This is a genomic window from Acinetobacter sp. M5A5_2a (assembly GCF_053345265.1).
In genome coordinates, this window is the sequence record NZ_JBKEZV010000010.1 from 248,030 (window position 1) to 270,708 (window position 22,679).

The window sequence follows — 22,679 nt, forward strand, 5'->3', positions numbered from 1 at the left end:
TCGAATATTAACGTTTGATATCGCGCTGAGTCGGGCCAGTATAAAGCTGACGAGGACGACCAATTTTGTAAGGTGCGCTGTGCATTTCTAACCAGTGGCTGATCCAACCTACTGTACGTGCAAGTGCAAAGATTACCGTAAACATTTCTGTAGGGATACCAATCGCTTTAAGGATGATACCTGAGTAGAAGTCTACGTTAGGGTAAAGTTTACGTTCAACGAAGTACGGGTCGTTCAATGCAATACGCTCAAGTTCCATAGCAAGCGCTAATTGAGGATCATTGATATTTAATGCTTCAAGAACTTCGTCACAAGTTTGTTTCATGACTTTTGCACGTGGGTCGAAGTTTTTGTATACACGGTGACCGAAGCCCATGAGTTTAACTTCTTTACGTTTTACTTTTTCCATGAACTCGGCAACGTTTTCTACACTACCGATTTCATCAAGCATTTTAAGTACAGCTTCGTTTGCACCACCGTGAGCAGGTCCCCAAAGCGCAGAAATACCTGAAGAGATACATGCGTATGGGTTTGCACCAGTAGAGCCAGCAAGACGTACTGTAGATGTTGAAGCATTTTGTTCGTGATCAGCATGAAGCGTGAAGATACGATCCATTGCACGAGCAAGAACAGGATTTACTTTGTAATCACGGTCAGCAGGAGTAGCAAACATCATGTGTAAGAAGTTTTCCGCGTAATTTAAGTCATTACGTGGATAGATGAATGGTTGACCTACTGTGTATTTGTAACTCCAAGCAGCAAGTGTTGGAATTTTTGCAATGAGACGAATCGCAGTGATTTCACGGTGATTGATGTCTTCAATGTCAAGATTGTTGTGATAGAACGCAGATAATGCACCAACAACACCAACCATGATTGCCATTGGGTGAGCATCACGACGGAAACCATTGAAGAAACGGCTAACTTGATCGTGAACCATAGTATGAGCACGAACTTTGGCATCAAACTCTGTTTTTTGTTCAGCAGTTGGGAGCTCGCCATTTAATAATAAATAACAAGTTTCAAGATAGTCTGCTTGAGTTGCTAACTGATCAATTGGGTAGCCGCGGTGTAATAAAATACCTTTGTCACCATCAATGAACGTAATTTTAGACTCGCATGCAGCTGTCGCCATAAAACCAGGATCGAAAGTAAAATGACCTTCTTTCAATATGCTGCTGACATCAATTACATCTGGACCTAAAGTGCCACTGTAGATTGGTAATCCAATTTCTTTGCCATCAAGATGTAATACGGCTTTTTTGCCATTTGCTTCAGACATTCAATAGATCTCCTGTCCTGGTGAATGTTGATCTGACCCGAAATCCTAATGTTCTCATGTGCGAATCAGACGGTGTCAAAATTTGCTATAAGATTAGTGAGTACTGAAATTTTGTCAATTATACTTATGGATAAAAAATGACGATCCCACAGAGAGTTAGTCATCAAGACCCGAGCAAAAAAGTCAGTAAAATCACTGCATCGGGATGGTATAATAAGTCAATTCAACAAGAACGTGCAGAAAAAAAATGAAGTATGAGTACAATTGTAAGCAAATTTTAAAATCAAGATTAAAAATGACAAGTCGGTAGAAAATGCCAATCCAATTAAAAAAATCATAAAACTCATGGTGTAATTTCAAATTGCCAATCAAAAAAAACTCTATTTTTATTTAGTTGTAACAAAGAATATTGCTGTTTTTTTAAGTTTAATTGTATAAAAAATAGCTAATTGAACTGCATTAAAATAATAAAAACTCTTATTCGCAGTAAAAATTGCTTTCTAAAATGTATTTTAGATTGACTGATTTGGGTGGAATATAAGTATGTTCACTTATTTGAATAGTAGCTTTTATTGAAAATATGAGGAGTTACTAACATTTTTCTATTTATATGATGAATTTATAACTTTATCTTTAGTCTAAAACTTACTTATTTGAAAGAAATTTCAGAAAAAATGAAATTAAATAAAAAGTTATTTTAAACAATAACATGGTGGAACTATGTATACCTTTTTAATAGGGTTAATAGGGTGATATCATTGTGAATGATTCTTATTTAATTGTTTTTTGCTTAAATGGGAAAGTGGATTGTTTGTATTTTGATACTTCGCGTTTTATAATTCAGTGTCGTTTATAGGTTAGGCATGAGCTGTGCTTGCCTAACAATGCCAGCTTTCCTTGGAATTAATTCAACAAACTCCGGTCGGAGTTTCTACCTACAGGATGCCCGCTGTGAAAAGCAACAGACCTGTCAATTTGTCCATGGGTCAGGTGTTAGCGGTAAATTTACGCTCACCCGTGGCTATTGCATCAATTTTACACCGTTTATCAGGTGTCATCGTTTTCTTATTAGTACCAGTTCTATTATGGATTTTAGATAAATCATTATCTTCACCAGAAGGATTTGACTACGTTAAAAATGTCGTGTTTGGAAATATCCTTGTACGTTTTATCGTTTGGGTATTTGTAGCCGGCTTATTATTCCACTTTATTGCTGGAGTGAAGCACTTACTTGCAGATTTAGGTTTTGCTGAAGAACTGCAAAGTGGTCGTATTGCAGCGACAATTTCATTGATCTTATCTGTGGTAGCCATTATCGCAGCCTTTGTATGGATTATGTTCTAATGAAAAGTGCTACAGGTTTAACTGGTTCAGGTTCTCGTGATTGGTTTATCCAGCGTGTAAGTGCGGTTGTACTAGCAGCCTATACTGTTGTTCTTTTGGGTTGGATTCTCTGCAAAGGCGGATTTGACTATCAACAATGGGCTGGTTTCATGATGACATTACCAATGAAGATTTTTTCTTTATTGGCAATTTTATCGCTTATCGCACACGCATGGATTGGTATGTGGCAAGTTTTTACTGACTATGTCACTACTCGTCAAATGGGTCCTTCAGCGAAAGGTTTACGCCTTGTACTGACGACGGCTGTCATTATTGCAGTGTTTGTGTACGCAATCTGGGGTATCCAGATTTTCTGGGCGAATTGATAGGAAGACATCATGGGCGCGATAACCCCTAAAGAAGATTATTCAAATATTCAAAACCTCACTTTCGATGCAGTTATCGTTGGTGGTGGTGGTTCTGGTATGCGTGCATCTTACCAACTCGCTCAAGCGGGTTTGAAAGTTGCAGTACTGACTAAAGTTTTCCCGACACGTTCGCACACTGTAGCTGCTCAAGGTGGTATCGGTGCGTCGCTAGGTAATATGCAAGAAGATAACTGGCATTTCCATTTTTACGATACAGTAAAAGGTTCTGACTGGTTAGGTGACCAAGACGCAATTGAATTTATGTGTCGTGAAGCGCCAAAAGTTGTGTATGAACTTGAACACATGGGTATGCCGTTTGACCGTAACGCTGATGGTACAATTTACCAACGTCCGTTCGGTGGTCACTCTGCTAACTATGGTGATAAACCAGTTCCACGTGCTTGTGCAGCTGCGGACCGTACAGGTCATGCATTGTTGCACACGCTTTATCAAAGCAACGTGAAAATGGGTACTCAATTCTTCGTTGAGTGGATCGCTCTTGATTTGATCCGTAACGAAGCTGGTGATGTTCTTGGTGTAACAGCGATTGACCAAGAAACTGGTAACATTTCAGTATTCCAAGCAAAAGCGACATTATTTGCTACTGGTGGTGCTGGTCGTGTTTACCGTGCATCAACAAATGCTTATATCAACACTGGTGACGGTCTTGGTATGGCTGCTCGTGCTGGTATTCCATTGCAAGATATGGAGTTCTGGCAATTCCACCCAACGGGTGTTGCGGGCGCTGGTGTATTGTTGACCGAAGGTTGTCGTGGTGAAGGTGCAATCCTTCGTAATAAAGACGGCGAACCGTTCATGGAACGTTATGCACCGACTTTAAAAGACTTGGCTCCACGTGACTTCGTTTCACGTTCTATGGACCAGGAAATTAAAGAAGGTCGTGGTTGTGGTCCAAAAGGTGATTATATCTTACTTGATATGACTCACTTGGGTGCTGAAACAATCATGAAGCGTTTACCATCTGTATTTGAGATTGGTAAAAAATTCGCGAACGTTGATATCACAAAAGAAGCGATTCCTGTAGTACCAACAATCCATTATCAAATGGGTGGTATTCCTACGAATATGCATGGTCAGGTGTGTTTACCTGAAGTGGGTACAGACAACTACACTAAACCTGTAAAAGGTTTCTATGCAATTGGCGAATGTTCTTGTGTATCAGTACATGGTGCAAACCGTTTAGGTACGAACTCACTTCTTGACTTGGTTGTATTTGGTAAAGCTGCTGGTGAGCACATTATCGATTACGTAACTAAGCATCATGGTGATGAATACGCACCACTTCCAACAGATGTATTAGGGCAAACATTAGCTCGTGTACGTAAGTTGGATGACTCAACTGCTGGTGAAAATGCTCAAGAAGTTGCTGATGCAATTCGTGATATCGTTCAAGATCACGCTGGTGTATTCCGTACTCAAGCATTGCTTGATAAGGGTGTAAAAGAGATTCTTGCTCTTGAGCCACGTGTGCGTAATATCCACTTGAAAGATAAATCTAGAGTATTTAACACTGCGCGTGTTGAGGCACTTGAAGTTGAAAACTTGTATGAAGTTGCAAAAGCAACTCTGATTTCAGCTGCTGCGCGTAAAGAGTGTCGTGGTGCGCATACTGTAGTTGATTATGAATTACCAGCTGATCACCCAACTTATTCATACGGTCGCCGTGATGATGAGTGGATGAAACATACGTTATGGTATTCATCAGATAACCGTTTGGAATATAAGCCAGTGCGCTTCAAACCGTTGACTGTTGATGCAATTCCGCCAGCACCACGTACATTCTAATCGGGAGTATAAAGATGAGTAGAGGTACTCGTACATTCGAAATCTACCGCTATGATCCTGATAAGGATAAAGCGCCGTACATGCAAACTTTCAAGCTTGAATTGACTGATAAGCACCGTATGTTGCTTGATGCATTACTTGCATTGAAAGTTCAAGACGAAACGTTAACATTCCGTCGCTCTTGCCGTGAAGGTATTTGTGGTTCAGATGGTGTGAATATCAATGGTAAAAATGGTTTGGCTTGTTTAGAAAACCTGAATGATTTACCAGAGAAAATCGTAATTCGTCCATTACCAGGTTTGCCGGTAGTTAAAGATTTGGTTGTTGATATGAACCAATTCTATGATCAATATGACAAGATTCAGCCATTCTTGATCAATAACCAACCAGCTCCACCTAAAGAGCGTTTACAATCTCCAGAAGAGCGTGAACACTTAAACGGTTTGTATGAATGTATTCTTTGTGCATGTTGTTCAACTTCATGCCCATCATTCTGGTGGAACCCTGACAAGTTCTTGGGTCCTTCAGCATTGTTGAATGCATACCGTTTTATTATTGATTCTCGTGATACTGCTACTGCAGACCGTTTGTCTCGTCTTGACGATCCATTCAGTTTGTTCCGTTGTAAAGGTATTATGAACTGTGTGTCAGTATGTCCTAAAGGTCTAAATCCTACAAAAGCAATCGGTCACATCCGTAATATGCTATTAGATCAAGCGGGTTAATTCTGCACAAATAGAAAGCGCACATCCTTGATGTGCGTTTTTTTTTAACTTTATAATGTAAACTTTAGACTTTGGTCGAAAAAGATGAGGTTTTTATATATTGCACCGTATATTAAAAGATAAAATCGCATATGTATTTCGCCAATTTATAGATGGTATGTGTCAAAAAAATCAATCGTTTGTTAAGAACATGATACGATTTGCCACAAAGTTATAGCTGAAAAAAGCGTATACTAGTAAAATTAATTTAAGTAGCACGATCTTAGATCTGTGCTTAATTTTTATGGTTAAAGTCATTTTAGAAAAGTTAATTTTAAAGTTAATTTTTCTAAAAAGATTTGCAAAAAATTGCTCGGTTTTAATCGAGTATAAGGTGAGTGATGATGCCATTGAGGGTGTTGTGATTCATTAATTACCTATAGAGTTTCCTCTCTAGGTAGTATGACGCCCCATGGTCTTAAAGACCTGTTGGGTAAGTAATGCCTTTTTTACCAATTTGGCATTATGCATCATGGGTGTGCTTAAAAGGCAGCCTGTAATATTTTTTGCAATAGGAAATGGGTCCACAAATGCAAGAAGTTGCTGACGCATTGCGTCTTGACACTGAACTTTCCGCTGATAGTGCAGCGTATATTGAAGAACTTTACGAGCAGTACCTGTCTTCCCCAACCTCTGTAGCTGAGGACTGGCGCCAATATTTCGATAAATATCCAAAGGGTGACCAACCACACGGCGCTGTGCGTGAGCAATTCCTATTACTAGGACGTAATGCTAATCGTGTTCAACCTGTTGTACAAAGTACTGTAAGTACTGAGCATGAACGTCGTCAAATTGGCGTTTTACAACTTATTGCTGCTTATCGTAATCGCGGACATCAAAAAGCTAAATTAGATCCATTGGGTCTTGCTAAGCGTGAAGATATTCCTGATTTAGATCTTTCAGCACATGGTTTAACCAAATCAGATTTAGACACAGTATTCAACACAGGCAATCTTGAGATTGGCAAAAGCGAAGCAACGCTTGCTGAAATGATTGAAGCAATGGAAGCAATCTATTGTGGTTCAATCGGTGTTGAATATATGCATATCGTGGACACAAAAGAAAAGCGTTGGATTCAACAACGTCTTGAAAGTGTTCGTGGTCAGCTTAATTTTACAAATGATCAAAAGAAAGGGTTCTTGGAGCGTTTAACCGCTGCAGAAGGGCTTGAAAAATTCCTAGGTAATAAATACGTTGGTGCTAAACGCTTTGGTGTAGAAGGTGGTGAATCTTTTATTCCTATGGTGAATGAAATCATTCAACGTGCTGGTGCTGTTGGTTGTAAAGAAGTTGTTATTGGTATGCCACACCGTGGCCGTTTAAATCTTCTTGTTAATATTATGGGTAAAAACCCTGCAGACTTGTTTGGCGAGTTTGAAGGTAAGGCTATTCATAAGAAAGGTTCTGGCGACGTTAAATACCATCAAGGTTTCTCAAGTAATGTAATGACTCCAGGTGGCGAAGTTCACTTGGCATTAGCATTTAACCCATCTCACTTGGAAATCGTTGGTCCTGTAGTTGAAGGTTCTGTGCGTGCACGTCAAGTGCGTCGTAGAGACATCGGCGGTGATGATGTATTGCCAGTAATTGTTCATGGTGATGCTGCATTTGCAGGTCAAGGTGTGAACATGGAAACCTTCCAGATGTCACAAACTCGTGGCTATACGGTTGGTGGTACTGTACACATTATCGTGAACAACCAAGTTGGTTTTACAACTTCTGATCCACGTGATGCGCGTTCTACTGAATATTGTACTGACGTTGCAAAAATGATTCAGACGCCAATCTTCCATGTGAATGGCGATGATCCTGAAGCAGTAATCTTTGCTACTCAATTAGCACATGATTTCCGTCACGAATTCCGTAAAGACGTAGTACTTGACTTGTTCTGTTACCGTCGTCGTGGTCATAACGAAGCAGATGAGCCATCTGGTACACAACCATTGATGTATCAAGTGATTGCTAAAAAAGCAACAACTCGTACACTCTATTCAGATCAGCTTGTTCAACAAAAAGTAATTGATCGTGCTGAAGCAGACCAAATGGTTGAAGATTACCGTGCAGATTTAGAAGCCGGAAACCATGTGGCAAACGCTTTAGTACTTGAACCAAATACAAAAATGTTTGTTGATTGGACACCTTATTTGGGCCATGACTATACAGACGATTGGGATACTTCATTTGACTTAAATCGCTTAAAAGAATTAGGCGAGGGCATGAGCAAACTTCCGGAAGGATTTGTTATGCAGCGTCAAGTACAAAAAGTAATTGAAGATCGTGTGAAAATGCAAACTGGTGAAATTGCATTGAACTGGGGTGCTGCTGAAACTTTAGCTTACGCAACCTTGATTGATGAAGATTACCTTGTTCGTATTACTGGTGAAGACGTTGGGCGTGGTACATTCTCGCACCGTCATGCAAAATTGCATAATCAGGTAGATGGTTCAACGTATATTCCACTTTGCAATGTCAAAGAAAACCAGCCTCGTTTTGCGATTTACGATTCTTTATTATCTGAAGAAGCTGTTCTTGCATTTGAATATGGTTACGCAACTACAATTCCTAAGAGCTTAATTATTTGGGAAGCACAATTTGGTGACTTCGTAAACTGTGCTCAGGTTGTAATTGACCAGTTTATTGCTTCTGGCGAGACTAAATGGGAACGTGTTTGTGGTTTAACAATGTTGTTACCACACGGTTTCGAAGGTCAAGGCCCAGAGCATTCGTCAGCTCGTTTAGAACGTTTCTTACAGTTATGTGCTGAAGATAACATGCAAGTGATCACTCCAACGACACCTGCACAGATTTTCCATGCATTACGTCGTCAAGCTGTACGCCCAATTCGTAAGCCATTGATCGTAATGTCACCGAAATCTTTACTTCGTCATAAACTTGCAACCTCTACTTTAGATGAGCTTGCAAATGGTTCATTCCAAACTGTAATTGATGAAGTTGATCAAATTAACAAGTCGGATGTAACTCGTCTTGTACTTTGTGGTGGTAAAGTTTATTACGACTTACTTGAAAAACGTCGTGAACAAAACTTAACAAACGTCGCAATTGTACGTATTGAACAGTTATATCCATACCCAGAACAACGTCTTGCGGAAATCTTGGCTGCATATCCAAACGTGAAAGAACTTGTTTGGACACAAGAAGAGCCGAAGAACCAAGGCGCTTGGTTATTTATCGCACCTCGTTTATACGACGATGTCTTAAAATCTGGCAAACAAATCCGTATCAGTTTTGCAGGTCGTGAAGCTTCTGCTGCACCAGCTTGTGGCTCACCGTACTTGCATGCAAAACAACAAGCTCAGCTAATTAATGATGCATTGGCAATCGAAGCTGAACAATCAGGAGATTCTCAATAATGGCAACCGAAATTAAAGCACCGGTATTCCCAGAGTCTGTTGCAGATGGAACCATCGCAACTTGGCACAAAAAGGTGGGTGAACCTGTATCACGTGATGAAGTAATCTGTGATATTGAAACCGACAAAGTTGTTTTAGAAGTGGTTGCTCCTGCAGATGGTAGCTTAGTTGCAATCATTAAAGGTGAAGGCGATACAGTTCTTTCTGACGAAGTGATTGCTCAGTTTGAAGCTGGTGCTGGTGCAGCGGCTGCTCCTGCAGTAGAGCAAGCAGTTGCTCAGACTCAAGCTGGTGCAGCTCCTGTTGTTGAGCGTACTGAAGCTGTATCTGGTCAAGCTCCTGCAGTTCGTAAAGCTTTGTCTGAAACTGGTATTGCTGCTGCTGACGTACAAGGTACTGGGCGCGGTGGTCGTATCACTAAAGAAGATGTGGCAAACCATCAAACTAAACCAGCTGCTAACGTTACTCCGTTAAGCGTAGCTGTTGGTGAGCGTATCGAAAAACGCGTTCCAATGACTCGTTTACGTAAGCGTGTAGCTGAGCGTCTTCTTTCTGCAACTCAAGAAACTGCAATGTTAACTACATTTAACGAAGTTAACATGAAGCCAATCATGGAATTGCGTAAGCAATATAAAGATGCGTTTGAAAAACGCCATGGTGCTCGTTTAGGCTTCATGTCATTCTTTGTTAAAGCTGTAACTGAAGCACTTAAGCGCTATCCTGCGGTAAATGCTTCAATTGATGGCGATGATATTGTTTATCACGGTTACTATGACATCGGTGTTGCAGTATCTTCTGATCGTGGTCTTGTTGTTCCAGTATTACGTGATACTGATCGTATGAGCTATGCAGAAGTTGAAGCCGGTATTGGTGCTTATGCTGCTAAAGCGCGCGATGGTAAATTATCTATCGAAGAAATGACTGGTGGTACTTTCACTATTACTAACGGTGGTACTTTCGGTTCATTACTTTCAACTCCAATTTTGAATCAGCCGCAAACTGGTATCTTGGGTATGCACAAAATCCAAGAGCGTCCTATGGCTGTAAATGGTCAAGTTGAAATCTTGCCAATGATGTATTTAGCACTTTCTTATGACCACCGTATGATCGATGGTAAAGAAGCAGTAGGTTTCTTGGTAGCAATCAAAGAATTGTTAGAAGAACCAGCTAAACTCATCCTTGATCTTTAATTTCTTCGAATAATATTACCGAGATAGAGTGATCCTCTATCTCGGACCATGGAGATAAACAATGTCTCAACAATTTGATCTTGTTGTTATTGGCGGTGGTCCTGGTGGTTATGAAGCTGCAATTCGTGCTGCTCAACTAGGCTTTAAAGTCGCTTGTATCGAAAAACGTATTCACAACGGTAAGCCATCTTTAGGTGGTACATGCTTAAACGTAGGTTGTATCCCTTCTAAAGCATTACTTGACTCTTCACATCGTTATGAAGATACAGTGCATCATTTAGCTGATCACGGTATTACTACAGGTGAAGTGAATTTTGATCTTGCTAAGCTTCTTGCTCGTAAAGACAAAATTGTTGACCAATTAACTGGTGGTATCGATCAATTGCTTAAAGGCAACGGTATTGAGTGGTTAAAAGGTACTGGTAAATTACTTGCTGGTAAAAAAGTTGAGTTTGTTTCACACGAAGGTGAGACTCAAGTTTTAGAACCTAAATATGTGATTCTTGCGTCTGGTTCTGTACCTGTAAATATTCCAGTAGCTCCTGTAGATCAAGATATTATTGTTGATTCAACTGGCGCATTAAACTTCCCAGAAGTACCTAAACGTTTAGGTGTTATTGGTGCTGGTGTAATCGGTTTAGAGCTTGGTTCTGTTTGGCGTCGTCTTGGTTCTGAAGTTGTTGTATTTGAAGCAATGGATGCATTTTTACCAATGGCTGATAAAGCTTTGGCAAAAGACTACCAAAAACTTTTAACTAAGCAAGGTCTTGATATTCGTATTGGCGCTAAAGTTGCTGGTACTGAAGTTAATGGTCGCGAAGTGACTGTTAAATACACTCAAGGTGGCGAAGAAAAAACTCAGACTTTTGACAAATTAATCGTTTGTGTAGGCCGTAAAGCTTATGCAGAAGGTTTATTGGCAGATGATTCAGGCATTAAATTGACTGAACGTGGTTTAGTTGAAGTAAACGATTACTGTGCAACTTCTGTAGAAGGTGTATATGCAATTGGTGACTTGGTTCGTGGTCCAATGCTTGCTCATAAAGCAATGGAAGAAGGTGTAATGGCTGTTGAGCGTATTCACGGTCATGCAGCTCAAGTGAACTATGACACAATCATTTCTGTTATCTATACACATCCGGAAGCGGCATGGGTTGGTTTAACTGAAGAACAAGCTAAAGAAAAAGGTCATGAAGTTAAAACTGGTCAATTCGGTTTTGCTGTAAATGGTCGTGCTTTAGCAGCGGGTGAAGGTGCTGGTTTCGTTAAGTTTGTTGCTGATGCAAAAACTGACCGTTTATTAGGTATGCATGTCATTGGACCTGCTGCATCTGATATCGTACACCAAGGTATGATCGCACTTGAATTTGTATCTTCTGTTGAAGATCTTCAGTTAATGACATTTGGTCATCCAACATTCTCTGAAGTTGTTCATGAAGCTGCACTTGCTGTAGATGGTCGTGCAATTCACGCGATTCAACGTAAGCGTAAATAAAATAAAGAGCGGTTCTCCGCTCTTTTTCACATTTGATGGTGTGATTAAAAAAACATCAAGGTGATAGAGGTAGACAGCAATTTGCATACACAACATGAGAATGTTGCGCAAATTGAAGACAACAAACAAAGTTAAGTAGGTAACTAAATGAACTTACATGAGTATCAAGCTAAAGCGTTATTGAAAGAATATGGTATGCCGGTACAAGAAGGTATCTTGGCAACCAATGCAGACGAAGCAGTTGCTGCATTCGAACAGCTTGGTGGTAAATTCGCGGTAATGAAAGCGCAAGTTCATGCTGGTGGTCGCGGTAAGGCTGGTGGCGTTAAAGTTGCAAAATCTAAAGAAGATGTTATCGAATTTGCAAACAACATTATTGGTACTCGTCTTGTAACGTATCAAACTGATGCAAATGGTCAACCAGTAAACAGCATTATTGTTGCTGAAGACGTATACCCAGTTGAGCGTGAGCTTTACTTGGGCGCGGTTGTAGACCGTTCTAGCCGTCGTATTACTTTCATGGCTTCTACAGAAGGTGGTGTAGAAATCGAGAAAGTTGCAGAAGAAACTCCAGAAAAAATTATCAAAGTTGAAGTTGATCCATTAGTTGGCTTACAACCATTCCAAGCGCGTGAAGTTGCGTTTGCTTTAGGTTTGAAAGACAAGCAAATCAGCCAGTTTGTTAAAATTATGGCTGCTGCTTACCAAGCATTTGTAGAAAATGACTTTGCATTATTCGAAATTAACCCACTTTCAGTTCGTGAAAATGGCGATATTTTATGTGTAGATGCAAAAGTTGGTATCGATTCTAACGCGCTTTACCGTTTACCTAAAGTTGCTGCTTTACGTGACAAATCTCAAGAGAATGAGCGTGAATTAAAAGCATCTGAATTTGATCTTAACTATGTTGCTTTAGAAGGTAACATTGGTTGTATGGTTAACGGTGCTGGTCTTGCAATGGCAACTATGGACATCATTAAACTTTATGGTGGTCAGCCTGCAAACTTCCTTGACGTTGGTGGCGGTGCAACTAAAGAGCGTGTAATCGAAGCGTTCAAAATCATCCTTGCTGATACATCTGTACAAGGTGTTTTAATCAACATCTTCGGTGGTATCGTACGTTGTGACATGATTGCTGAAGCGATTATTGCAGCGGTTCAAGAAGTAAACGTAACTGTTCCAGTTGTTGTTCGTTTAGAAGGTAACAACGCTGAATTAGGTGCTAAATTACTTGATGAATCTGGTTTGAAATTAATTTCTGCGAACGGCTTGTCTGATGCCGCAGAAAAAGTTGTAGCTGCAGTTAAAGCGTAAGGGGAGTATCAATCATGAGCGTATTAATTAATAAAGACACTAAAGTATTGGTACAAGGTTTTACTGGTAAAAACGGTACTTTCCACTCTGCACAAGCTTTAGACTACGGTACAAAAGTTGTTGGTGGTGTTACTCCAGGTAAAGGTGGTACAACTCACCTTGACTTGCCAGTATTCAACACAATGAAAGAAGCTGTACGTGAAACAAATGCAGATGCATCTGTAATCTATGTACCAGCTCCATTCGTTTTAGATTCGATCGTTGAAGCGGTTGACTCAGGTGTTGGCCTAATTGTTGTGATCACTGAAGGTGTTCCAACAATCGACATGCTTAAAGCAAAACGCTACTTAGAAACTAACGGTAACGGTACTCGTTTAGTTGGTCCTAACTGCCCAGGCGTGATCACTCCGGGTGAATGTAAGATCGGTATTATGCCTGGTCACATCCACCAACCAGGTCGTATTGGTATCATTTCACGTTCAGGTACATTGACTTATGAAGCTGTTGCTCAAACAACTAAGCTTGGTTTAGGTCAGTCTACTTGTATCGGTATTGGTGGTGACCCAATCCCAGGTATGAACCAAATCGAAGCTCTTCAATTGTTCCAAGACGATCCAGATACTGATGCTATCATCATGATCGGTGAGATCGGTGGTACAGCGGAAGAAGAAGCTGCTGAATTCATCAAATCTAACGTGACTAAGCCTGTAGTAGGTTACATTGCTGGTGTAACTGCACCTAAAGGTAAGCGTATGGGTCACGCTGGTGCGATCATTTCTGGTGGTCAAGGTACTGCTGAAGAGAAATTCGCTGCATTTGAACGCGCGGGAATGGCTTACACTCGTAGCCCAGCTGAGCTTGGTTCAACAATGTTGCAAGTTTTAAAAGAGAAAGGTTTAGCTTAATCGCTTTACCCTGAATCTTAAAAAACACCGCATCTGAAAATGATGCGGTGTTTTTTTATCTATAAATTAAAAATAATTAATCAAAAATAAAATTTCTAAAGAAGACAAAATATTTAAGCAAAAAAATACGCAATGATTGGGGTGATCATTGCGTAGAACAACGAATCTGTAAAAACAGTTTCGGTTTAAGGAGAAATGTCGTGAGGTTCATATGATGTAACCTACACAATGAATAATAGAGATAGTTAAGAAATTCTTCATCGCTATTAGCGTTAATAAGTGTTACTTCACGTTAATAGGGTAAAAGCATGTGAATGATAGTGGATACATTAGTAATTCTAAAAAATTAATACTATGGATTAAATAAGCATAAAAAAAGCCCCGAAAGGCTTTTAGTTTTTAAGAGAATTAGAATTTAAATAATCCTAAACCGTCTTTAACTTCATCTAAGGTCTGTTGAGTAATAAGACGACACTTATCTGTACCTTGACGTAAAACATCCATAATGTAGTCAGGATCTTTAGCAAGTTCTTCACGACGTTCACGAATAGGGGTGATCAATTCTTTCAAAACACCTTCAAGACGTTTTTTAACAGTTCCATCACCTAGACCGCCGCGACGATAATGCGCTTTTAATTCTTCAACTTCTTCTTTATTTGGATCAAATGCATCTAAGTAAGTAAATACAATGTTTCCTTCAACCTGACCTGGATCTTCAATACGAAGATGATTTGGGTCGGTATACATGGCATTTACAGCTTTTTTGATGTCTTTATCAGAAGCATTTAAAACAATGGTATTACCTAATGATTTAGACATTTTTGCCTTGCCATCAAAACCAGGTAAACGTGCCATATTTGAAAGCAAAGCTTTACATTCAGGTAAAAGGTCTTGGCCAATTTGACGATTTATTCGACGTACAATTTCATTGGTTTGTTCAATCATTGGAATCTGATCTTCACCCACTGGAACCACAGTCGCTTTGAAAGCAGTAATGTCAGCAGCTTGTGCAACAGGGTAGCAGAGGAAACCAGCCGGAATGTCACGCTCGAAACCGCGCATTTGAATTTCAGACTTAATGGTTGGGTTACGTTCTAAGCGTGCAACCGTCACGAAGTTAAGATAGAGCATGGTGAGCTCATTCAGTGCTGGCAAGCATGATTGTACGCAAATCGTGGTTTTTGTTGGATCAATGCCTACAGCTAAATAATCTAGAGCAACTTCCAAAATATTACGACGGACTTTATCTGGATTATCTGCATTGTCTGTTAATGCTTGAGCATCTGCTAATAAGAGATGTTGATGATGGCTATCCTGTAAACCTACACGAGAACGCAAAGAACCGACAAAATGCCCAAGATGAAGTTGTCCGGTTGGGCGGTCGCCTGTCAAAATAATTGGACGCTGATCAACATTACTCATTATTTATTCCACTGTCTTATTGGCTTAATCAGGGGTAGTAAGCCCTGCAATATAAAAGATTGGCATTATTGTACGGGAAATAAAAAAAATTCGTCAGCGATTGGGTAAACTTTTCTTAAAATAATATTGTGAATTTATTCAGTAAAATTACAGAAATTCAAAAAAATCATCTTACAATAGCGTAATAAATACAAACTTGGATAAGAAATGGCAAGTGGCTTACTTTTATTACTAGATGATATTGCAACAATTTTAGATGACGTTGCTTTAATGAGCAAAATGGCAGCAAAGAAAACTGCCGGAGTTTTAGGTGACGATTTAGCCTTGAATGCTCAGCAAGTCACAGGTGTTCGTGCAGATCGTGAGCTTCCTATTGTTTGGAAAGTGGCTAAAGGCTCATTTGTTAATAAACTTATTTTAGTTCCCTTAGCACTATTAATTAGTGTGATTGCGCCTTGGCTCATTAATCCACTATTAATGTTGGGAGGCTTATTTTTATGTTATGAGGGAGTAGAAAAAGTTCTTCATACCATTATGCATAAAAAGTCCTCTACTCCTGAGGAGGCCAAAGCAGAGCTTGAAAACGAAGAATTAGATTTAGCAACATTTGAAAAAGATAAAATCAAAGGTGCTGTTCGCACAGACTTTATTTTATCTGCAGAAATTGTTGTGATCTCTTTGGGTACCGTTGCTACCGCTACCTTAATGACTAAGGTAAGTGTACTCAGTATTATCGCAGTTGTAATGACAATTGGTGTTTATGGCTTGGTTGCCATGATTGTTAAGATTGATGATCTTGGATTATATCTAACAGATCAAACGGCATCTTTTAAGCAGACTTTAGGTCGTGGCTTGCTCGCATTTGCACCTATTTTGATGAAGTTACTTTCTATTGTTGGCACTATTGCAATGTTTTTGGTAGGGGGAGGGATCATTAATCATACTATTCCTTTACTACATCATTTAACTGAAAATACAGTGGACCATGTTGAGACTATCCCAGCGGTAGGAAATATCATTGGTGCTTTAACACCGACGCTGGTTAACTTTGTAATAGGACTGGTTGCTGGTGCAATTGTTTTATTAATTGTGAGCTTAATACAAAAAATGTGGCCAAAAAAAGCATCGGGTTCATGATGCCATTCTAAAATAAGAGGGAAATTATGCGCTGGAAAGGTCGTCGAATTAGTACCAATGTTGAAGATCGTCGAGGTGGTGGCGGTGTTAGAGCAGGTGGTATCAGCATTATTGGTTTGGTTGTTGCATTTGTTGCGTGGAAGTTTTTTGGGGTTGATCCCCAACAAGCTTATCAGGCAACTCAGCAGGTCACTGCATCACAACAGTCAAATGAAACTGCACCAGAAAGTTTAACAGCCGAGCAAAAAGAAGCCTCTGATTTTGTTGGAACTGTTTTAGCTGATACAGAAGATACGTGGACTCCTATATTTAAACAGTTAGGTAAAACCTACACGCCGCCAAGATTGGTGTTGTTTAGTGGCATGATTCAGTCAGGGTGTGGTACTGCCCAATCTGCAATGGGGCCATTTTATTGTCCGGCTGACCAGAAGGTTTATATCGATACAGAATTCTTTAAAGATATGCGTCAGCAAATGGGAATTTCTGGTGAGCAAAACCAATCTGAACTTTCCAGACAAGATCAGGCTGGCGATTTTGCTCAAGCTTATGTTGTCGCACATGAGGTAGGGCATCATGTTCAAACCTTGCTTGGTATTTCTTCACAAGTACAACAAGCTCGTGCACAAGCAAGCCAAAGAGAGGGTAATCAATTATCTGTTCGTCAAGAATTGCAAGCCGATTGTTTAGCTGGTATTTGGGCGAGTCATAATCAGCAACGTACTCAATTTTTAGAGCAAGGTGATATTGAAGAAGCGATGGATGCTGCTCAAAAAATTGGAGATGATTATTTACAGAAGCGCTCTACTGGTCAGATTGTTCCAGATAGCTTTACTCATGGTAGTAGTGAACAGCGAATGCACTGGTTTCAGGTTGGTTTAAAAACTGGCGATATTAACCAATGCGATACTTTTAATAATCCAGTTTAAGGTTTTATAGGATGAGTCTTGTTAAACATATTTAAGAAGCTCATCCATTTTTTAGATCATAACTATAAATAATGTTAAGAAATTTAACAGAGTGATAGATTGTTCAATCAATTCGTTAAACTTGTGTCTTAGTTTTTGTTTTTAAGATTATGGCATTGTTAATGCCAGCTTTTTTGTTCAGTTTGGTCGATCTAGCAAAGTTTCTTTTATTTGGTCGTTGACCCAGAAGAAGGGTATTCATGGGTAATTTTTTTCTACTACAAGCACTTACAGTGGTTTTTGCGCTCTCAATAGCCACCACGATTTTTAATAAGCGTATTTTGGGCTTTCCACAGGCTATTGGTGTACCTCTGGTTTCGGCAATTTTTGTCTTTATTTTGCAATGGGGGGCTAGTCTGTTAAATGGTAACGAATTTATTACCATCAATATCCACCATATTGAGGAAGTAGTACGCAATATCGACTTCTACGATTTTTTAATTAATGGTGTGATCTGTTTTATTCTAACTTCTTCAGCACTTAAATTTAAAATTTCTGATTTAAGAAGTTACTGGAAGCAAATCAGTATTTTGGCCACCATTGCATTAGTCATTTGCGCCGTTTTATTTGGTGGATTGCTCTATGGGTTTCAACTACTGGTTGGATATCATGTGCCAATTCTGGTGCTTTTACTTTTAGGTGCAGCTTTAGGAGCAACAGACCCTATTGGTATTAAAGGTGTACTGAGTTCGATTCGTGCGCCGCATCATCTAATTGTTAAACTAGAAGGCGAGTCTCTATTTAATGATGCAATGTGTATTGCATTGTTTATGACCTTGCTCAATGTTTTACAGGGCGAACATTTCTCATTGATAGCGACACTAGAAGCTTTACTCTATGAAATCGTTGTTGCGGTCGGAATTGGTTGGGCATTTGGGGTAGGGGTGTTACGTCTATTACGTGGTAAACACGAAATGGAGTCTCTGATTTTAACAACAGCTTTGCTCGCGAGTGGAGCATATTTGGTTGCTTTGTTTGCACATGCATCAGCACCTATTGCTTGTGTAATTGGCGGTTTAATTGTTGGAAATAAATGGAAAGAAATACGAGAAGAGCGAGAGATTCAAGAAGTTAATCATTTTTGGCATACCGTAGAAGGAATTATCAACTCATTCTTGTTTACTTTAATTGGTTTAGAGTTATTTATTCTTGATTTAAACTTTAGCCTAATTTTAGGTGGTATTGTTGCATTCTTTATACTTCATATCTCTCGTTTTGCTGCCAACTTTATGGCTTTTGCCTTTTTCCCGAACATGCGGAAAATGAAAAGTTATAATGGTAGTCTAACGATTCTATCTTGGGGTGGGGTACGAGGCGGAATTTCACTTGCATTGATTTTGGCAGTTGCCAATATTCCTGCATTAAGTCCCTATAGCAGTATCCTGATAGGCTATACTTTTATTAGTGTGTTGTTATCAGGCATCGTATGTGGTCTAGGTTTGCCAGCTGTAATGAATGCTTTTTATTACAATCCGAATGAAGAAACCGAAGGACTAAAAGGTCTATATCAAAGATTGTGTCATAAGATGAATCGGAGAGGCTTTCAATATATTGTTGGAGAGGATGCACTGGGTAGGGAAACGATTACCGTTTTTAATCCGGATATTTTGGTAGACCAAAAAACTGAAGATGGAATTGCAACAATGCATGACCCAAATAAGTTACAAGAAGTAAAACGATTTGAGAGTCCTGATAATTTCTAAATATTTGCAGTTTTAAATTTTATAAGATATTTAAAAATTAGGTTTTAGTGTAATAGTAAAATATTACCTAAAGCCTTTTTTTTCTATATATATCATTAATAATATATTTTATTTTATTAAGATATTAATAATTGTTATATGAATATTTTAATTAAATGACATTTCAACAAATGGTAAATAATAAAATAAGAAATTTGTTTTATATATAAAACATTTAACGCAATTTTTCATTAAATTAACACAGGATAAACTTAAAGAAGACTTATATATAATTTGTATTAATTAAAATTTTTTCTGTAGGTACTTTAGTATTTGTTTTTTTTATTTTAAAGTGGTTAATGTAAAAATGATCACATTACTTAATGTTTTTAAGTTGTAGGTCAAAAACTTGAAAACATTAAGTAAAAAGAATTATACATAAAATCATTTAAATCAATAATATAAAAGGAATACAGATATGCCTGAAATACAAATAATTGCCAAGGATAGTCACGACACCTTGTCAACCATCAAGGGAACTTCCGCATCGCTTACAGAAGCGTCGGTGGTATTAGTAAAAGTGGCTGCCAGTGATGTATTGGTAGTGAATAGGGAGGGAACCAATGCAGTCATTCGCCTTAAAAATGGCGAAACAATTGTTATTGAAGGCTTTTTTAGTGGAACAGCTGAGCCTAAAGATAACAGCCTTGTTTTTCAAGACGAAAATGGACAGTTAATCTGGGCAAAATTCAAAGATGCTGAAAATGATGCAGACGCCGATGCTGATGCCGATGCTGATGCTGACAGTGATGTTGAACCACAAGCACTCGTAGCTGAAGATTTACCAGCGGCTTTACCAGCAGAGGCACCACAAGAGTTGGTGTCTGATGTTATTTATCAGCCTATTTCTTCAATTGAACCATTGCTTTATCACGATGGTGGCATAAACCCATGGTTATGGGCTATCCCATTGGTTGCTGGTGGTATTATCGCAGCAGCATCAAATCATGATAGTAATAATGACGACTCTTCAACACCTACCGACACAACACCACCAAATACAGATGGTGTTACTTTCTCGGTTAATTCAGTTACATCAGATAATGTACTTAATGCCTCAGAAGCAGCAGGTAATGTCACCATTACTGGTATTTTGAAAAACATTCCAGCAGATGCAGCAAATACTGTTGTAACTGTTGTAATCAATGGTCAAGAGTACACTGCAATTGTAGACAAGGTTGCGGGTACATGGTCAGTAAGTGTACCGGGTAGTGGTTTAAAAGCAGATTCAGATCAAACGATTGATGCTACTGTAACGTTTACAGATGCAGCAGGTAATAGCAGCACTGTTAAAGATACGCAAAGCTATACAGTAGATACCACAGCACCGAATGTGCCAGTGATTGATCCCGTTAATGGGACAGACCCGATTACAGGTACAGCAGAACCTGGTTCAACAGTAACAGTAACTTATCCGGACGGTAGCACAGTAAGTGTTGTAGCTGGACCGGATGGTACTTGGACTGTACCAAATCCAGGTTTAAATGATGGCGATGAAGTTACAGCAGTAGCAACAGATCCAGCTGGAAATACATCAGGACCTGCAACAGGTGTTGTTGATGCGCTTGCACCAGCAGTTGCTCTGAATGATGTGTTAACCAATGACAGCACACCACCTTTGACAGGTACGGTAAGTGATCCAACAGCAATTGTGGTGGTGACTGTAGATGGTGTGAACTATCCAGCGACCAATAATGGTGACGGCACCTGGACACTTGCCGACAATACACTGCCAACACTCACAGATGGTCCACACACAATTACTGTGACTGCGACAGATGCAGCAGGCAATGTGGGAACAGATACCGCTGTAGTGACCGTGGATACTACTGCACCGAATGTGCCAGTGATTGACCCGGTTAACGGGACAGACCCGATTACAGGTACAGCAGAACCTGGTTCAACAGTAACAGTGACTTATCCTAACGGTAGTACCGCAACTGTAGTTGCAGGACCGGATGGTACTTGGACTGTTCCAAATCCAGGCTTAAATAATGGTGACACGGTAACAGCTGTTACAACAGATCCTGCGGGAAATACATCAGGACCTGCAACAGGTGTTGTGGACGCGCTTGCACCGACAGTCGCTCTGAATGATGTATTGACCAATGACAGCACACCGCCTTTAACAGGCACGGTAAGTGACCCAACTGCGACTGTGGTGGTGAATGTAGATGGTGTGAACTACCCAGCGACCAATAATGGTGATGGTACCTGGACACTTGCCGACAATACACTGCCAACACTCACAGATGGTCCACACACAATTACTGTGACTGCGACAGATGCAGCAGGTAATGTCGGTACAGATACCGCTGTGGTAACAGTAGATACCACTGCACCGAATGTGCCAGTGATTGACCCAGTGAACGGGACAGACCCGATTACAGGTACAGCAGAACCTGGTTCAACAGTAACAGTAACTTATCCGGACGGTAGCACAGCAAGTGTTGTAGCTGGACCGGATGGTACTTGGACTGTACCAAATCCAGGTTTAAATGATGGCGATGAAGTTACAGCCGTTACAACAGATCAGGCTGGAAATACATCAGGACCAGCAACAGGCATTGTTGATGCACTTGCACCAGCAGTCGCTCTGAATGATGTATTGACCAACGACAGCACACCACCTTTGACAGGTACGGTAAGTGATCCGACTGCAACAGTGGTGGTGAATGTAGATGGTGTGAACTATCCAGCGACCAACAATGGTGATGGCACCTGGACGCTTGCAGATAATAGCTTGCCTGTATTAACTGATGGTCCGCACACGATTACCGTGACTGCAACAGATGCAGCAGGTAATGTCGGTACAGACACCGCTGTCGTAACAGTTGATACCACTGCACCGAATGTACCAGTGATTGACCCGGTGAACGGGACAGACCCGATTACAGGTACAGCAGAACCTGGTTCAACAGTAACAGTAACTTATCCGGACGGTAGCACAGCAAGTGTTGTAGCTGGACCGGATGGTACTTGGACTGTACCAAATCCAGGTTTAAATGATGGCGATGAAGTTACAGCCGTTACAACAGATCCAGCTGGAAATACGTCAGGACCAGCAACAGGTATTGTTGATGCACTTGCACCAACAGTCGCTCTGAATGATGTATTGACCAACGACAGCACACCACCTTTGACAGGTACGGTAAGTGATCCAACAGCAACTGTGGTAGTGACTGTAGATGGTGTGAACTATCCAGCGACCAACAATGGTGATGGCACCTGGAGTCTTGCAGACAATAGCTTGCCTGTACTGACCGATGGTCCGCACACGATTACTGTGACTGCAACAGATGCAGCAGGTAATGTGGGTACAGACACAGCTGTGGTAACGATTGATACAGTTGCACCAAATGCACCGGTACTTGATCCGATCAATGCCACTGACCCAGTGAGCGGTACAGCAGAACCTGGTTCAACAGTAACAGTCAGCTTCCCGGACGGTACAACAGCAACTGTAGTTGCAGGTACAGATGGTAGCTGGTCAGTACCAAACCCAGGTGACTTGACTGACGGTCAAACCGTAACA

16 protein-coding genes and 1 pseudogene are annotated in these 22,679 nt (G+C 40.1%); 14 read left to right on the forward strand and 3 right to left on the reverse strand.

Annotated features, from left to right (window positions below):
- Positions 1-7 precede the first annotated feature (7 nt).
- Together gltA and ACLBWE_RS14800 are read right to left on the reverse strand one after the other, a co-directional pair.
- Positions 8-1,282: a citrate synthase gene (gene gltA, locus ACLBWE_RS14795; RefSeq protein WP_004789414.1), complete on the reverse strand. Its 1,275-nt coding sequence runs from the start codon at positions 1,280-1,282 to the stop codon at positions 8-10.
- A gap of 343 nt (positions 1,283-1,625) precedes the next feature.
- Positions 1,626-1,727, reverse strand: a pseudogene (locus tag ACLBWE_RS14800) (hypothetical protein); the annotation flags it as partial.
- Positions 1,728-2,224: 497 nt separating this feature from the next.
- On the opposite strand from ACLBWE_RS14800, the gene sdhC reads away from it, so the two are divergent.
- From sdhC to sucD, 10 genes are all read left to right on the forward strand, one after another.
- Positions 2,225-2,626 carry a succinate dehydrogenase, cytochrome b556 subunit gene (sdhC, locus tag ACLBWE_RS14805; protein ID WP_003655453.1) on the forward strand — a complete coding sequence of 134 codons (402 nt, stop codon included), beginning with the start codon at positions 2,225-2,227 and terminating at the stop codon, positions 2,624-2,626.
- Positions 2,626-2,991: a succinate dehydrogenase, hydrophobic membrane anchor protein gene (gene sdhD, locus ACLBWE_RS14810; RefSeq protein ID WP_003655454.1), complete on the forward strand. Its 366-nt coding sequence runs from the start codon at positions 2,626-2,628 to the stop codon at positions 2,989-2,991. The genes sdhC and sdhD overlap by 1 nt, the downstream gene beginning before the upstream one ends.
- Before the next feature lie 12 nt (positions 2,992-3,003).
- Positions 3,004-4,839: a succinate dehydrogenase flavoprotein subunit gene (gene sdhA, locus ACLBWE_RS14815; RefSeq protein WP_042897590.1), complete on the forward strand. Its 1,836-nt coding sequence runs from the start codon at positions 3,004-3,006 to the stop codon at positions 4,837-4,839.
- A 14-nt stretch (positions 4,840-4,853) separates the two neighbouring features.
- Entirely contained in the window at positions 4,854-5,564 is a 711-nt protein-coding gene (locus tag ACLBWE_RS14820; protein WP_003655458.1) for a succinate dehydrogenase iron-sulfur subunit, read from the forward strand.
- A gap of 283 nt (positions 5,565-5,847) precedes the next feature.
- Positions 5,848-5,976: a hypothetical protein gene (locus ACLBWE_RS14825; protein ID WP_002116082.1), complete on the forward strand. Its 129-nt coding sequence runs from the start codon at positions 5,848-5,850 to the stop codon at positions 5,974-5,976.
- A 157-nt stretch (positions 5,977-6,133) separates the two neighbouring features.
- Positions 6,134-8,974 carry a 2-oxoglutarate dehydrogenase E1 component gene (locus tag ACLBWE_RS14830; protein ID WP_348950107.1) on the forward strand — a complete coding sequence of 947 codons (2,841 nt, stop codon included), beginning with the start codon at positions 6,134-6,136 and terminating at the stop codon, positions 8,972-8,974.
- Positions 8,974-10,164, forward strand: a complete 1,191-nt coding sequence (gene odhB, locus ACLBWE_RS14835) for a 2-oxoglutarate dehydrogenase complex dihydrolipoyllysine-residue succinyltransferase (protein WP_003655463.1) — start codon at positions 8,974-8,976, stop codon at positions 10,162-10,164. Before ACLBWE_RS14830 ends, odhB begins: the two co-directional genes overlap by 1 nt.
- 61 nt (positions 10,165-10,225) lie before the next feature.
- Complete coding sequence (gene lpdA, locus ACLBWE_RS14840; RefSeq protein WP_042897586.1) at positions 10,226-11,659, forward strand: dihydrolipoyl dehydrogenase; 1,434 nt, start codon at positions 10,226-10,228, stop codon at positions 11,657-11,659.
- A gap of 147 nt (positions 11,660-11,806) precedes the next feature.
- Positions 11,807-12,973: an ADP-forming succinate--CoA ligase subunit beta gene (sucC, locus tag ACLBWE_RS14845; protein ID WP_003655470.1), complete on the forward strand. Its 1,167-nt coding sequence runs from the start codon at positions 11,807-11,809 to the stop codon at positions 12,971-12,973.
- 14 nt (positions 12,974-12,987) lie between these two features.
- Entirely contained in the window at positions 12,988-13,878 is an 891-nt protein-coding gene (gene sucD / locus ACLBWE_RS14850) for a succinate--CoA ligase subunit alpha (RefSeq protein WP_003655479.1), read from the forward strand.
- Between the two features lie 408 nt (positions 13,879-14,286).
- Here sucD and trpS read toward each other — a convergent pair whose 3' ends face one another.
- Positions 14,287-15,300 (reverse strand): tryptophan--tRNA ligase, encoded by a 1,014-nt coding sequence (gene trpS, locus ACLBWE_RS14855; protein ID WP_003655481.1) that lies wholly within the window; start codon positions 15,298-15,300, stop codon positions 14,287-14,289.
- A gap of 207 nt (positions 15,301-15,507) precedes the next feature.
- Here trpS and ACLBWE_RS14860 point away from each other — a divergent pair, with 207 nt between their 5' ends.
- The 4 genes from ACLBWE_RS14860 to ACLBWE_RS14875 form a co-directional block, all read left to right on the forward strand.
- Positions 15,508-16,437, forward strand: a complete 930-nt coding sequence (locus tag ACLBWE_RS14860; RefSeq protein ID WP_056483215.1) for a DUF808 domain-containing protein — start codon at positions 15,508-15,510, stop codon at positions 16,435-16,437.
- Between the two features lie 26 nt (positions 16,438-16,463).
- Positions 16,464-17,363 (forward strand): KPN_02809 family neutral zinc metallopeptidase, encoded by a 900-nt coding sequence (ypfJ, locus tag ACLBWE_RS14865; RefSeq protein WP_447603758.1) that lies wholly within the window; start codon positions 16,464-16,466, stop codon positions 17,361-17,363.
- 239 nt (positions 17,364-17,602) lie between these two features.
- A complete protein-coding gene (locus ACLBWE_RS14870) occupies positions 17,603-19,105 on the forward strand; it encodes a cation:proton antiporter (RefSeq protein WP_004639176.1) in 1,503 nt (500 codons plus the stop codon).
- A gap of 457 nt (positions 19,106-19,562) precedes the next feature.
- The coding region (locus tag ACLBWE_RS14875) for an Ig-like domain-containing protein (RefSeq protein WP_447603760.1) at positions 19,563-22,679 on the forward strand (3,117 nt) is incomplete at its 3' end.